The following is a 12,648-nucleotide window of genomic DNA, read 5'->3' as shown; positions in this document are numbered from 1 at the left end:
ATTATGTCGCTGGAAGACTTCCTTTATAACATAGGTGAAGCGGTGGACTCCGGAATTCACAAACTAATTGAGTTTATCAACCCCTCTCCATCAGAAGAGCCACCCACTTTCAGATACCTTACACGGCTGATAAAGAAGGATTTAACAACCCACGAGTTCCTCAGCCTTAAGCTCCAAATTGCATTCTTAATCTATCTCCTGACAAACCTCGCAGTCCTGTTCCTAAAGCTTAATCCTCTCTGGCTCGTGGGGATAGCCCTGATATACTTCCTCTACCTTCGCTACCTGCTCACAAGAAACAGGGAGTTTTTCATAGAGCCAGAGCCGTACAGATTATTCTACTACTCCATTTCCCTAATATCCTTTGGTGCGTTCCTTGGCTACTCCCTCATCAGGAAAATCGCCACTAGCATCTACCATTACTACGGATACCTTGTGCTTGTGTTCATAGCAGTCATGACATTCAGATGGTACTTCAAGGCTAAATACGGACGTGACTGGACCTACGGCGTTGTGGAGGAAATTAGGGAAGACGTTGTGAAGGTATTCGTCCACGACGATATTGCCGCCAACGTCAAGCCAGGTCGCTACTGGGTCGATGCCGTCGATGACTTAGAGGTCGGAAGGGTGGTGAAGCTAATCGTGGAGGACAGACGGCTGAGAGGTGCGGTGCCGACTAAGATCATAGAGGTCTACCTGTCCTCCCAGACCTCAACGGAGCCGAAAGAAGAAAGCGAGTGAAGGATTAATAGGTAAACCGAATGGCAGGGCTCAACCAGGTTGGTTTTGGCAAACCCGAACCCTTCTCTTTTTATCTGTAGGGGCTCAACACTGCAACATCCCGGAACTATCAGTGCAGACTCCTCCATCTCCACGAATTCATATCCGAGGCCATCGCAGATTCTCTCGATGAACCGCTTGAGGTCATCCCACCGCTCGATTCGAGTGCGATAGTACACCGTGTGTCCCAAAATATCACCACAAAGAGTAAGAAGTAAAACTTTAAAAAGTTTTTGATTTTGCAATGTACTGTCGTAATCAGGGAAATGCTTTAAGACAAAGAAGGAGAATAGCTGGGGGATGATGACTAAACCCGTTGCCGATAAAAGATGAGGAGAGGATCGACTAGCTGACTAAAGCTCCCCGCAGAGCTTGACGAAATTGCGGTAAACGTCGCTTCCCCGCTCGGTGTGGGCGACCTCCGGATGGAACTGAACGCCGTAGATTGGCAATTCATCGTGCTTCATAGCCTCGATCGGACAGGTCTCACTCTTTGCCAGAAGTTTGAAGCCAGGTGGGAGCTCCTTCACCTCGTCCATATGGCTCTCCCAAACCTTGAGTCTCTTCGGAAGTCCCCTGAAGATGTCGTTCTCTTCGAGTATCTCAATCTCCACGAGGCTGTACTCAGCCTTCTCACCCCTGCCGACCTTACCGCCGAAGTACTTCGCTATGAGCTGGTGGCCGAGGCAGATGCCGAGGATGGGCACGCTGAACTCGTCGTAGTGCTCCAGAATCGCCTCGCAGTTGCCAGTTTTGTTTATGTCCGGTCCCCCAGAGAAGATTATTCCCTTAGGCTTCATCGCCTTGATTTCTTCGAGGGGCGTAGTGTTGGGGATTATCTTCGCCTCGACGCCGAGGTATCTAAGAGTACGCCAGATCCTGTGGACGTATTGGCCGCCGTTATCCATTATGATTATCATCTAATCACCTCATTCGAACTCTATCGTCGCTGGCGGCTTGTTGGTGATGTCATACAGCACCCTACCAACCTCTGGAATCTCGCTCGTTATCCTGAAGGCTATCCTCTGGAGAACCTCAAAGGGGACGTTCATGGCATTTGCAGTCATGCCGTCGAGGCTCTCCACGACCCTAACGGCAATCGTCTCCTTGTAGGCCCTTATGTCACCCTGAACGCCGACGGTCTTGACGCCCAGCAGAACCGCGAAGGCCTGCCACGGCCTCAGTCCAGCTTTAGCTATCTCCTCCTCCACGAGGGCGTTGGCCTCCCTGACGATGGCGACCTTTTCGGGGGTAACCTCCCCAAGAACCCTGACGGCCAGTCCAGGGCCCGGGAAGGGCATCCTGTTGTATATCTTCTCCGGAAGGCCGAGCTCCTTTGCCAGTTCCCTGACTTCATCCTTGTAGAGGTCCCTCAACGGCTCGATAAGCTTGAGGTTCAGCCTCTCCGGCAGTCCGCCGACGTTATGGTGGCTCTTTATCTTGCCCTGGCTCTCTATCCAGTCTGGAGCTATCGTGCCTTGAATCAGGAACTCCGCGTCTATTTCCCTCGCAACCTCCTCGAACACCTCTATGAAGACCCTGCCTATTATCTTCCTCTTCTCCTCGGGGTCGGTTATGCCCTTGAGGGCCTCGAAGAACCTCTCCTGAGCGTCAACGTAGTGAAGGTTCATACCGAGCTCGTCCCTGAAGGTCTTCACCACGAACTCCGGTTCGCCCTTCCTTAGGAAGCCAGTGTTCACGAAGACCGCGTGAAGTTTATTCCCGATGGCCCTGTGGGCTAAAACAGCAGCGGTCGAGCTGTCAACGCCGCCGCTGAGCGCTATGATGGCCTTCCCATCGCCAACGGTCTCCCTAATCTCTCTAACCTTCTCCTCTATGAAGCTCTCCCACATGAGCATCACCTTTTCCTTCACATTGGACAGTCAATTTATAAATCTATCCTGTAGCAAATCCTCACGTTTATGTCAAAACTTCGTCAAGCCTGTCTTCCTCCAAAGCCTCCCTTATCTCCATAGCTATCCTCCTGCCTGTGCTAACGGGCTCGTCGTACCTCAGCCAGCTGTAGGGCGAGCCATGGATGAAGGGGTTCGTGCCAGCCACTATTCTGGCCGAAATCTCGAAGACGACGAACTTCAAATCCTCCGTGAAGACCCCCTCGAGGCAGAAGGGGCCCCAGAGACCGCCCATGAGTTCTTCGGCAGCTTTAATCACCCTCTCGCCGGCCTCGATAACGTCCATAAGCAGGCTTTCCCTCAGGACTATGGGGATGTTGCCTATAACCGTATAGTTCGGCTCAACGCCGAGATCAAGCTGCTCCTTAGCGGGAATCCTTCCCAACGAATCGGCGTTTGCTTCATACCTCCTGTCGATGCTCATGAGCTCCAGCTCGCGGTTGAGCTTCGAGTAAAAGTAGTGGGGATAGACCGGCACTCCGAGGACGTACTCCTGTATCTGAACGTTGAATAGGTCTTCCTTGCTTTTTGCGCCTATCTTTTCCGCCTTCCCCCAGAAGTCCTCAGGACTCTTCGCCAGGAAGTAGCCCTTGCCGCCCCTAGCACCGTGAGGCTTGACTATGACTGGGCCGTCTATGTCATCTGGATCCTCATAGACCCTCGGAAGCCTGAGCTTGGCCTTTTCGAGCCACTTCCGCTCGAGGTTCCTGTCGCTCTCCCATTTGAGAACGGCCTTGTTGCCATAATAGGGAACCCTCATTCCTTCAACTACCTCGATGCCGAGGTGTGCCACGAAAGAACCAGTTGGGATGACTATTGCATTCAGCCTAAGAAGCCCCTCTTCTGGATAATCGCCCTCTATGAAGTGGTCCGCAACCGGAAAGTACTTCGTGTAAAGGGGCTTGACCCTCACCTTCCCGAAGGCTACCGTTTCGAAGCCCTCATCCTTGGCCCCCTTCAAAATTTGAAGGGCGGAGTGGGAAGCGTAGGTCGCTATCCTCATTCCCCCTCACCCAAAAGCTTTGGAAGCGAGCGGTGGATATTTTCCAGCTCTTCCAAAGGTCTCCTCAGCAGAGTCCCACCGTTCCATTTGAAGACCACTTCCCTTCCTCCAGCCCTGCCGATGACGGCGAAGTCCCTGAAGATGCCCTTGAGGGTCTCGAGGTTCTCCTCGGGAAAGGCTACAATGTAGCGTCCGTGGCTTTCAGAGAAGGCCACATCAAGTGGGCCGAGACTTCCCTCGACCAGAATCTTCGAGAGGTCAACCGTGAAACCAACCTTTCCAGCCATCGCCATTTCAGCTAGGGCCACCGCGATGCCGCCCTTGGAAACGTCGTGAACTGCTTTGACCCAACCAAGCTTGATGGCCTGAAGCACCGCATCGGCGTTTCTCTTTTCCTCATCGAGCCGGACTCTTGGTGCCATGCCTCCATCAACACCGAGAACCCTGAAGAGTTCGCTTCCGCCGAGTTCTCTCCTCGTAAAGCCCACGACTCCAATGAGCAGACCCTCCTCAAGGCCAAATTCTGGTATCTCCTCAAGCCTCACTTTTCCGAGACCAGCAACCACAGGTGTGGGCCTTATTGGCTTTCCGGCAACTTCGTTGTAGAAGCTGACGTTTCCGCTGACGTATGCCAGGCCGAAGGCACTGGCAGCATCGGCAAGTCCCCTGACTGTCTCGGCGAAGCTCCAGTAAACCTCCGGCCTCTCAGGCGAAGCGAAGTTCAGGTTGTCAACTAAAGCCAGGGGTTCAGCTCCGACGCTTACGAGGTTCCTGACAACCTCGGCGACGGCTCCCATAGCCCCGTGGTAGGGGTTCAGGCAGCTGTGGCGTGGATTTCCATCTGCCACGAACGCCAAACCATACTCCTCGTTTATCTTCAGAACTGCCGCATCCCTTCCTGGCTTTACAACGGTCCTCCCCTGAACCTCGTGGTCGTATTGCTCCCATATCCAAGCCTTGCTCATTACGTTCGGGCTGCCCCAGACGAGTTCGAAGGCTTCCTCAAAGCCCACTTCTGGAGCGGGAACGTCCCTCTCGATGCTGTACGGCTTCGTAGACCATTCTATGGTTGGAACCTCGATCAGCAGGTCTATCGGCAGGTCGGCGACCTTCTCACCGTGCCAGTAGACGATGAAGCGCGGCTCCTCGATGATCTCCCCAACTACCGTCCACTCGAGCTCGTATTTTTCGAATATCTTCCCCAGCGCTTCGACGTCCCCGGGCTTAACTGCAAAGAGCATCCTCTCCTGACTCTCCGAAATCATGACCTCCATCGCGTTCATCCCTGGCTCCCTCTGGGACACGCGGTCCGCGTAAATCACCGCACCGAAGCCCTTCTTTCCTGCCATCTCAGAAGCGGCACAGGTCAAGCCACCGCCGCCCAAATCCTTGAGGGCCCTGACCTTGCCCGTGTAGACCGCCTCGAGCGTGACCTCAATGAGGAGCTTCTCGGTGAAAGGATCGGGGATCTGAACGGCCGAGCGGTCTTCTTCCTCGGCGTCCTCGCTCAGCTCCTCGCTGGCGAAGGTTACCCCATGGATTCCATCCCTTCCAGTTCTGTTGCCAACGAGAATGAGCTTCAGATCTGCTTCAGTGACGTAGCTGTGAACTAAATGTTCGGGCTTCATTATTCCAACGCAGGCGACGTTGACAAGGGTGTAATTATCGAGGCTCTCATCGAACTCAGTTTCTCCCCCAACGGTCGGAACACCTATCCTGTTGCCGTAGTCGGCTATTCCCTTCACCACGTACTCGAAGAGGTACCGATTGCGCTCCTTCTTAGGAGGCCCAAAGCGTATGGGGTCGAGGAGCGCTATGGGTCGAGCACCCATACAGAGGATGTCCCTCACTATTCCCCCAACGCCAGTAGCCGCCCCGCCGTAGGGCTCGACCGCGGAGGGATGATTGTGGCTCTCTATTCCCACCACTATCCAAGTTTCATCGTCGAACCTCACTATTCCAGCGTCTTCACCGGGGCCGAGGATGACGTGCTCGTTTTTTGTAGGCAGAAGCTTAAGCCACGGGCGGCTTGATTTGTAGGAGGCATGCTCGCTCCACATGACCTCAAGCATCGCCCACTCAACTTCGTTCGGCTCCCGGCCGAGCCTCTCGCGGATGAGCTTCTCCTCGTGATGGAACATTGCTTTTCACCTCTTTGCATACTCAACCATCGAGCGGAAGACCTTCAGACCGTCTTCACTCCCTAAGAAGCGGTCGCTGGCTCTCTCCGGGTGAGGCATGGTTCCGAGGACGTTGCCCTTCCCGTTGGCTATGGCCGCTATGTTGAGCAGTGAGCCGTTCGGGTTGGCTTCCCCGGTGACGTTCCCCCGCTCATCGCTGTACTGGAGGACCATGCGAACCTTTGAGGGCTCATCAACGTAGTAATTGCCCTCGGCGTGGGCTATTGGCATTCTTATCACTTCACCGGGCCCGTAGAACTGAGTGAAGGCTGTCTCGGTGTCGACGATCCTGAGGTGAACCCACTTACAGATGAACCTCGGAATCCTGTTGGGTCTCAGAGCACCCGGGAGGAGGCCGGATTCAGTCAGTATTTGAAAGCCGTTGCAGATGCCGAGGACAGGCTTTCCGTCCTTTGCCAGCTCCTTCACTTCCTCCATTATTTCCTGCCTCGCCGCGATCGCTCCAGCACGTAGATAATCGGCGTAGCTGAAACCCCCAGGAAGGACGACGCCATCAAAATTCTTGAGCGAGGTTCTGTACCAGATTCTCTCGGCCTCGCCGCCGGCCTTTCTTATTGCCCGCTCGGTCTCGAAGTCGCAGTTGGTTCCAGGGAAAACTATAACCGCGAAGCGGGGCACCTCAGCTCACCTTTTCGATGCTGTACTCGTAGGTGTGTATGACGGGATTAGCCAGCAGCCGCCTGCACATCTCCTCAACTTCCCTCTCTGGATTATCGCTCTCCAGCTCAAACTCAAAGCACTTCGGAACTTTGAGGCGCCCAACGGAGTAGCCGAGGTTTCTAAGGGCCTTTCCTATCACCCTTCCCTCGGGGTCGTTGAGACCCTCCTTAAGGCGGACGGTTACCCTAACTTTCCATTTCATGGCCATCACCTTACCAGAAAAGTGTAAAAATTTAGAGTTTTTAAGGGTTATTTTAACAGAAAAGTGTCAAAAATGCGCCAGCTCCAGCGCGAGCCTTACGGAATCCTCCGGGCTCTCTGTGAAAACTACCTAACCCTTTCCCTGTGGTCAAAGTGCCCATCGGGAACAAGCTCCCTGAGGAGATCGCTCATGTAGTCGGTTCCCGTGAGGACGATCACAGGTATTCCGAGGTTGTAAGTCATCATTGTCTGACCATAGTCCCGAAACCATCGCCGAGGACAACAAGGACGTCGGCTGAATTCACCAGGACGACGCTCCTGCAGACCGGTCGAGGCCAATCTTTATCCCGACGGAGTTGCTCCCGTTGCTCTCTTCCAAGTACGACAGGATTCCGACGACGGTTCCACCCCTCCTCCTGAAATCCTCCGAGACGACTCTCATTACCCCCTTGTCCCCCATGAGGAGAACGACATCTGTATGAAGCGTCTTCATGAAGACCCAACTTCCTCTCGGTCTCAGGGAAGACAAAGAAGAGGAAGCTTGATACATCTGAACAAAAAAGCAAAGATGAGAAGGAGTACTTATTTTTTTAAGAATGTTTGATCGCCATCATTAAGAATAAGCTCGCAAAGAGCGCAAGGATTCCAGATACAACATAAGCGCCTCCAAGGCCAAAGATATCAGCAATGAGCCCAACTGCAATGTTGGCAAGCATCGAGAACATACCTCCTATCGTGCTAAGTGCGGATGTAACGGTAGAGCGGATTGGAGAGGGTATAAGCTCGTTTCTGAATGTTATCATGGCGGGTGCTCTAATGGCTATTATTATCTCAAAGAGAGTTATGAGTGCGAGGAGGGATAAGAGGCCCTTAACAATGCCCATTGCGATTATCAGAAGACCCATCAACGGCGTTGTGATTGCTAAAATTTTCCTGTGGTCCATGAACCTAGAGAGCCTGAGAGACACGAATCCCCCGAAAGACGTTGAAAGTATCAGCAGGGGATAAACGTAACCTATACTGCTTTCCCTGAGTCCGGCTTCCTTTGCAAGAACCATCCAGAACATGAAGAACGAGCGACCTGCGAACGACAGGAAGAAACTCGCAACGAGAAGATAGTGGAGAGTCCTTTCCCGGGCTATATGTTTCAATCCATCCTTAAGGATTTCTCCGTAAGGTTTTGCCTTTCCGTGGCCATAGTTTTCCTCAAGGAAGAGGAGTGCCAGCAGGGAAGCGCTTATCCCACAGATGCCGGCCAGGAGTATGGGAAGGTTAAGGGCATAGCGTGAGATGGTTCCAGCAACAAAGCCAGCTACTGTCCCTAAAATGCCGTTTATAATCCTCATGCGACTGAAGACCATGTGAGCCCTCTTTTTATCGCCTTTAATGGTATCATAGAGCCAGGGAGTGAGCGTTCCGCTCATAAAGGCACTTCCAATACCAGCCAGAGCAAATGCCAGGGCTATTATAAAAAAGCTGCTCGAACAGGCGATTATGATAAGAGAGACTCCAAATAGCAAGATACCAACCGCGTAGTTAAGCCTTCGCCCGTACCTGTCAGCCAGACCTCCCGTCGGGAAGTCCGTTATGAATGTAAGGAAAGATGAAACCGACTGAAAAAAGCCGATTTGAGCAAATGAGATTCCCAAACTCCTAAGCCAGATTGTGAGATACGGGCCCATTAAGTGAGTCATCCACGCCCCTAAGGAGGATACGAGTAAGTATCCCTTTTCTGGTGAAATCTTTTTCACTAGTTCTCCCCCCATTTCTTGATATCCTGCCCAGAGACAAAGAGGAAAAAGATAAAGATTTATATCCATTCGTCGATGTCCTCGTCACACCCACCTCCGTTGCATTTTGTATTCACTTCAACTTCTAGTCCATCAATATCTAAAACCAGCCCTTTGATTGTTTTCTTCTTTATCTGTCCTAGCAACTAAATCACCTCGTAGTAAAGAGATCTATATCATTCTATACGGCCCCATACTAACCTACTAATGTGTACGTCGTGGAATACTTTTTCTTTCCCAAGCAACATACAATACAACAAATCTGGATTCTTGAAGTTTTTGTACAATGAATATATTCTGCCAGCACATGGCTCACACACTTCTTTGAATTTACACACGTTACACTTGGCGGTTCCATACTTCTGGTAATGAAGAAGTTCTGAATCCCCGTTCATCCAGGATATGTATATATCCCTCAAACTTTCGACATAAATATTTCCTAGTGAGTGGTGGTGTGTCGATCTAAAATAGTGACACGGATAAACTGTGCCATCAAAATTTATGGCAAGCTGATGAATTAGTGCAGTACAAGTATAATTTGAGCAAGTATAATTTGAGTCAGGGTTTGTAGAATCGATCTTAAACTGATCTTTGAGTTTGTGTATTTTTAGCATGCTCCTAATCTCGTCTAATTTTTCATCTGGAAAACAAACATTATTCTTTTTTGCTTCACCAACTAGGGAGGGGATAGTTAACAGAAGCTTTGAAACGCCTATTGACTTCAAAAATGAAGCATATTCTTGAATATTGTCAATTATGTCTTTTGTTAGTTGAGTATTAACAGTAACCCTAATACCAGCATCTACAAGGAGTTTTATCCCAGATATGGTCCTTTCAAAGGTTCCTTTACCTCTAATTTTTTCGTGCATCTCTTTTAGTCCTTCAAGACTAACTTGAACTCCATTTATGTTGCACTCTTTCAAAACACTTACTATGTCTTCGTTCAATGTCGTTGCATTGGTAAATATTGTTATCCTAAACCCTAATTTGTTAGCAAGATTAAGAATTTCTGGAAATTTTGGATGGAGGGTAGGCTCTCCTCCAGTCAACGTTACGTGATGTGCGCCAAGATCCCTAGCATCTGTGAGGACTTCTTCAATTTTCCTAAAAGGCAATATAATCTTTGCGTTTTTCAAGTCTTCCAGATAACAATGTTTACATTTTAAATTACATGACGATGTTATTGAGAGGTCAACACTCCGTAGACCTAACTTCGCCTCCATCAAACTCCCCCCACGTTTATTCCGAATAGATTATTAAAAATATAATAAAAATCAAAACATCAGATCTTTGCAGTATCCCTCATCTCCATTAACTTTTGTGTTTATTTCAACGTCGAACTCCTCATCAATTTCTAAAGCTAAAATCTTAGTTTTTTGTTTGTTCTCCACTTTCTCCACCCCCAATTTTTCTTTGCCTCATCGTTATCTCAGCATACTATTGTTGAGTTTTAATATATTTAAGTTTTTCGTAAACTTAAAGTTCATAAATAAAGTTAATAAATTTCTAAAAAAAAAAGTAACACATAAAAAGCTTCTTTTCACAAATCCAGGATTTTTAAGAAAGTAAAATTATAAAAAGTAACCGAACAATTGGAAATTATGTAACAACCTTCTCAAGCTCGCCCAGCTCAATCGCGCGCTTGATCTCAAGCGCCACCCTTCTACCCGTGCTCATCGGTCTCCGCCATAGGGCGTTGCCGTAGGGATGGCCCATCGCCATGTGGATGTTCGTTCCGCCGCCGGTTCTTGGGGCAACGTCGTAAATGTAGAAGTTGAGGTCCTTGTCAACGGCCGTCTGGAGAGTGAAGGGTCCGATTATTCCCGGGGAATAATAGCGCTTCGTGGCTTCAACGTACTTCTCGGCCATGTCAAAGACCTTCTCAAGCAGGCTCTCCCTGAGCGTCGATGAAGCATGGCCGCAGACAGTGTATTCTGGCTCAAACTGGTGCTCGGGCAGGGTGAGTTGCTGGGAAGCGGGCAGGCGAACGTGGCCATCTAAGCTCGTCTCGAAGCGCCAGTCTATTCCCAAAAGCTCGATTTCCCCATCGATAGGCGAGTAGAAGAAGTCGAAGTTGAACACGGGGCCGATTATGTAGCGCTCGATTCTGGCCCTGCTCAAATCTTCCTCCGTGATTACCCCAAGCTTAATCAGCCTCTCCGACTTCTCGCGGAACTCCTTGTAGCTTGCAGCGGTGAAGAAGCCACGCTCAAGCCTCTTCTTGGCGTGAGGAAGCTTGACGATGACTAAACCGATTTCGTCGATCTCTTCGGGCTTAACAGGCTCTGGGTAAGGCAGGTCAGCCTTCTCGAGCAGCCAGTAGTAGCTCTTTTCCTCGCTCCTCTCCTCACTCCTGAGGAGGTTTCTGCTACCAAAGAGCGGAACGAGGAAGTCGTTTTCGACGCGGTCTATTCCGGTATAGACAATGAACGAGCGGTTAGGGACGAAGATAACATTCCTCCTCCTGAGCTCATCCTGGACATCAATCACCTGGGCGAACTTTTCGAGAACTATAACCTCATCGATGAACCCCTTGGTTAAACCGTCTCTCGTCTTCCTCAGCTTGAAGTATTCCGTGTAAGTCCTGTGCCTGCCCCTCTGGGCAATGACAAGCGTTGGCAGGCCCTCTTCCTTGGCCCCGTCCACTATATCAAGTGCTGAGTGACTGCCGATTACACCCACCGTTATCTTCTCCGGCTCGTACTTCTCAAGAACTCCCAAAATCTCCTCGCGGCTTATCATCCCGACCACCTCAGCAGGCCAAAGGCTCGAAATCTTTACCGAACTCCCTCATCAGCCTGATCCTCTTCTCGATGCTCTCTCTCGTTCCAACGTCCTTCCTGCAGAACAGCTCACCCTTAACGTGGGAGATTCCTTCCGAGGCTATCCTCTCGGCTTCCTCAAGCGTATCTGCTACACCAACCACCGCCAAGGCACGTGAGCCGAGTAAAGTGAGGTTCTCGTCAATTGAGGCGTAGTAGAGCTTCGCTCCCGTCTCGACTATGGCCTTCTCATTGAGTTCTATCCTGACACCCTTAACCGGGTGCGTTGGGTATCCCTCGGGCGCGAGGTACTTCACGACGGTGGCCTTCCTCTCGAACTCGGCTTTCTTTAAGCTCCCGTCGACGATTCCCTCCGCTATTTCAAGGAGGCTTGTCTCCAGAAGCGGGAGGACGTTCATCGCCTCAGGATCTCCGAAGCGGGCGTTGTACTCGATTATAACAGGACCATCCTTGCCCAGCATGAACTGGCCGTAGAGAATGCCTTTGTAGGGGATTCCCTCTTTTCTCATCGCCTTAACCGTCGCCCTGAGCGTCTCCAAAGCCTTCTCATAGTCTTCCTTTGTTACAAAGGGGAGCAGATGATTCGCACAGGAGTAGCTCCCCATTCCTCCGGTTATGGGACCTTCGTCGTTCTCGTAGGCGTGCGGATAATCCTGGGCAAGGGGCATTGGAAGAACCCTCTTCTCGTCCGTGAAGACCTGGAAGGTGAACTCCACTCCATCGGTCCTCTCCTCGATGAGGACTTTGCCGTCCTTTCTGATAAGCTCCTCAGCGTAGACCTTGGCCTCGTCGTTGTCCTCTAGCTGGTAGCCGACGACCTTAACTCCCTTGCCGCCGGTAAGGCCGAGGGGTTTAACAACGACCGGCCTCCCGAAGTCGTCTATCCAGGATTTCATCTCGGCAACGTCCTCAAAGACCCTGAAGAGCTTCCTTCCAGGGATTTTGTGCTTCTCCATCAGCGCACGGGCAAAGGCCTTGTTGGTTTCGAGCTTGGCAGCCTCCTTACTCGGCCCAACAGTTGGGATGCCGTTTTCCTCCAGAACATCCACGATACCGGCTTCGAGAGGGGCCTCGGGACCGATGAAAGCGAGCTCGACTCCCCACCTCTCTGCATACTCGAGAACCTTGGGAACGTCGGTCTCCTTCGCCAGGCTGTACTCCTTCGCAAGCCTCTTAAGTCCGGGATTAACATGCTTTGAGACAACGTAGAGCTCGGCCCCGGCCATTACAAGAGCCTCACCTATGGCGTTCTCCCTACCGCCGCCACCAACAAGCAGAACCTTCATGATATTCACCATAAACTTGTCAAAAACTTCA

13 protein-coding genes are annotated in these 12,648 nt (G+C 51.0%); 1 reads left to right on the top strand and 12 read right to left on the bottom strand.

The features are described from left to right. Positions 1–3 precede the first annotated feature (3 nt). On the top strand, positions 4–741 hold the full coding sequence (locus E3E26_RS04020; RefSeq protein WP_167899987.1) for a DUF2101 family protein: 738 nt from the start codon (positions 4–6) through the stop codon (positions 739–741). 392 nt (positions 742–1,133) lie between these two features. Here E3E26_RS04020 and E3E26_RS04015 read toward each other — a convergent pair whose 3' ends face one another. The 12 genes from E3E26_RS04015 to purD form a co-directional block, all read right to left on the bottom strand. Further along, entirely contained in the window at positions 1,134–1,700 is a 567-nt protein-coding gene (locus tag E3E26_RS04015) for a GMP synthase subunit A (RefSeq protein WP_167899986.1), read from the bottom strand. Positions 1,701–1,709: 9 nt separating this feature from the next. Further along, complete coding sequence (guaA, locus tag E3E26_RS04010; protein ID WP_167900159.1) at positions 1,710–2,633, bottom strand: glutamine-hydrolyzing GMP synthase; 924 nt, start codon at positions 2,631–2,633, stop codon at positions 1,710–1,712. Positions 2,634–2,700: 67 nt separating this feature from the next. Continuing rightward, positions 2,701–3,696: a formate--phosphoribosylaminoimidazolecarboxamide ligase gene (locus E3E26_RS04005; RefSeq protein ID WP_167899985.1), complete on the bottom strand. Its 996-nt coding sequence runs from the start codon at positions 3,694–3,696 to the stop codon at positions 2,701–2,703. Beyond that, on the bottom strand, positions 3,693–5,837 hold the full coding sequence (gene purL, locus E3E26_RS04000; protein ID WP_167899984.1) for a phosphoribosylformylglycinamidine synthase subunit PurL: 2,145 nt from the start codon (positions 5,835–5,837) through the stop codon (positions 3,693–3,695). The genes E3E26_RS04005 and purL overlap by 4 nt, the downstream gene beginning before the upstream one ends. A 6-nt stretch (positions 5,838–5,843) precedes the next feature. Further along, a complete protein-coding gene (gene purQ / locus E3E26_RS03995) occupies positions 5,844–6,515 on the bottom strand; it encodes a phosphoribosylformylglycinamidine synthase I (protein ID WP_167899983.1) in 672 nt (223 codons plus the stop codon). A 1-nt stretch (position 6,516) separates the two neighbouring features. Continuing rightward, positions 6,517–6,759, bottom strand: a complete 243-nt coding sequence (purS, locus tag E3E26_RS03990; RefSeq protein WP_167900158.1) for a phosphoribosylformylglycinamidine synthase subunit PurS — start codon at positions 6,757–6,759, stop codon at positions 6,517–6,519. 300 nt (positions 6,760–7,059) lie between these two features. Further along, on the bottom strand, positions 7,060–7,287 hold the full coding sequence (locus E3E26_RS11155; protein WP_240911638.1) for a hypothetical protein: 228 nt from the start codon (positions 7,285–7,287) through the stop codon (positions 7,060–7,062). 61 nt (positions 7,288–7,348) lie between these two features. Further along, on the bottom strand, positions 7,349–8,524 hold the full coding sequence (locus tag E3E26_RS03980) for an MFS transporter (RefSeq protein ID WP_255453701.1): 1,176 nt from the start codon (positions 8,522–8,524) through the stop codon (positions 7,349–7,351). A 200-nt stretch (positions 8,525–8,724) separates the two neighbouring features. After that, on the bottom strand, positions 8,725–9,771 hold the full coding sequence (locus tag E3E26_RS03975; protein WP_167899981.1) for a radical SAM/SPASM domain-containing protein: 1,047 nt from the start codon (positions 9,769–9,771) through the stop codon (positions 8,725–8,727). Positions 9,772–9,822: 51 nt separating this feature from the next. Further along, positions 9,823–9,948 carry a hypothetical protein gene (locus E3E26_RS11245; RefSeq protein ID WP_255453695.1) on the bottom strand — a complete coding sequence of 42 codons (126 nt, stop codon included), beginning with the start codon at positions 9,946–9,948 and terminating at the stop codon, positions 9,823–9,825. A gap of 199 nt (positions 9,949–10,147) precedes the next feature. Further along, positions 10,148–11,290 carry a formate--phosphoribosylaminoimidazolecarboxamide ligase family protein gene (locus E3E26_RS03970; RefSeq protein WP_167899980.1) on the bottom strand — a complete coding sequence of 381 codons (1,143 nt, stop codon included), beginning with the start codon at positions 11,288–11,290 and terminating at the stop codon, positions 10,148–10,150. 10 nt (positions 11,291–11,300) lie between these two features. Beyond that, on the bottom strand, positions 11,301–12,617 hold the full coding sequence (gene purD / locus E3E26_RS03965) for a phosphoribosylamine--glycine ligase (protein WP_167900157.1): 1,317 nt from the start codon (positions 12,615–12,617) through the stop codon (positions 11,301–11,303). Positions 12,618–12,648 lie beyond the last annotated feature (31 nt).

This window comes from Thermococcus sp. LS1, assembly GCF_012027395.1.
Taxonomy (GTDB): domain Archaea; phylum Methanobacteriota_B; class Thermococci; order Thermococcales; family Thermococcaceae; genus Thermococcus.
Note: the sequence above shows the minus strand (reverse complement) of the source record. Positions and strands in the feature narration are given on the sequence as shown.

Coding starts and splice junctions, on each gene's coding strand:
- E3E26_RS04020 (WP_167899987.1), top strand. CDS start 4: ATGTCGCTGGAAGACTTCCTTTATAACATAGGTGAAGCGGTGGACTCC.
- E3E26_RS04015 (WP_167899986.1), bottom strand. CDS start 1,700: ATGATAATCATAATGGATAACGGCGGCCAATACGTCCACAGGATCTGG.
- guaA (WP_167900159.1), bottom strand. CDS start 2,633: ATGTGGGAGAGCTTCATAGAGGAGAAGGTTAGAGAGATTAGGGAGACC.
- E3E26_RS04005 (WP_167899985.1), bottom strand. CDS start 3,696: ATGAGGATAGCGACCTACGCTTCCCACTCCGCCCTTCAAATTTTGAAG.
- purL (WP_167899984.1), bottom strand. CDS start 5,837: ATGTTCCATCACGAGGAGAAGCTCATCCGCGAGAGGCTCGGCCGGGAG.
- purS (WP_167900158.1), bottom strand. CDS start 6,759: ATGAAATGGAAAGTTAGGGTAACCGTCCGCCTTAAGGAGGGTCTCAAC.
- E3E26_RS03980 (WP_255453701.1), bottom strand. CDS start 8,524: ATGGGGGGAGAACTAGTGAAAAAGATTTCACCAGAAAAGGGATACTTA.
- E3E26_RS03975 (WP_167899981.1), bottom strand. CDS start 9,771: ATGGAGGCGAAGTTAGGTCTACGGAGTGTTGACCTCTCAATAACATCG.
- E3E26_RS03970 (WP_167899980.1), bottom strand. CDS start 11,290: ATGATAAGCCGCGAGGAGATTTTGGGAGTTCTTGAGAAGTACGAGCCG.
- purD (WP_167900157.1), bottom strand. CDS start 12,617: ATGAAGGTTCTGCTTGTTGGTGGCGGCGGTAGGGAGAACGCCATAGGT.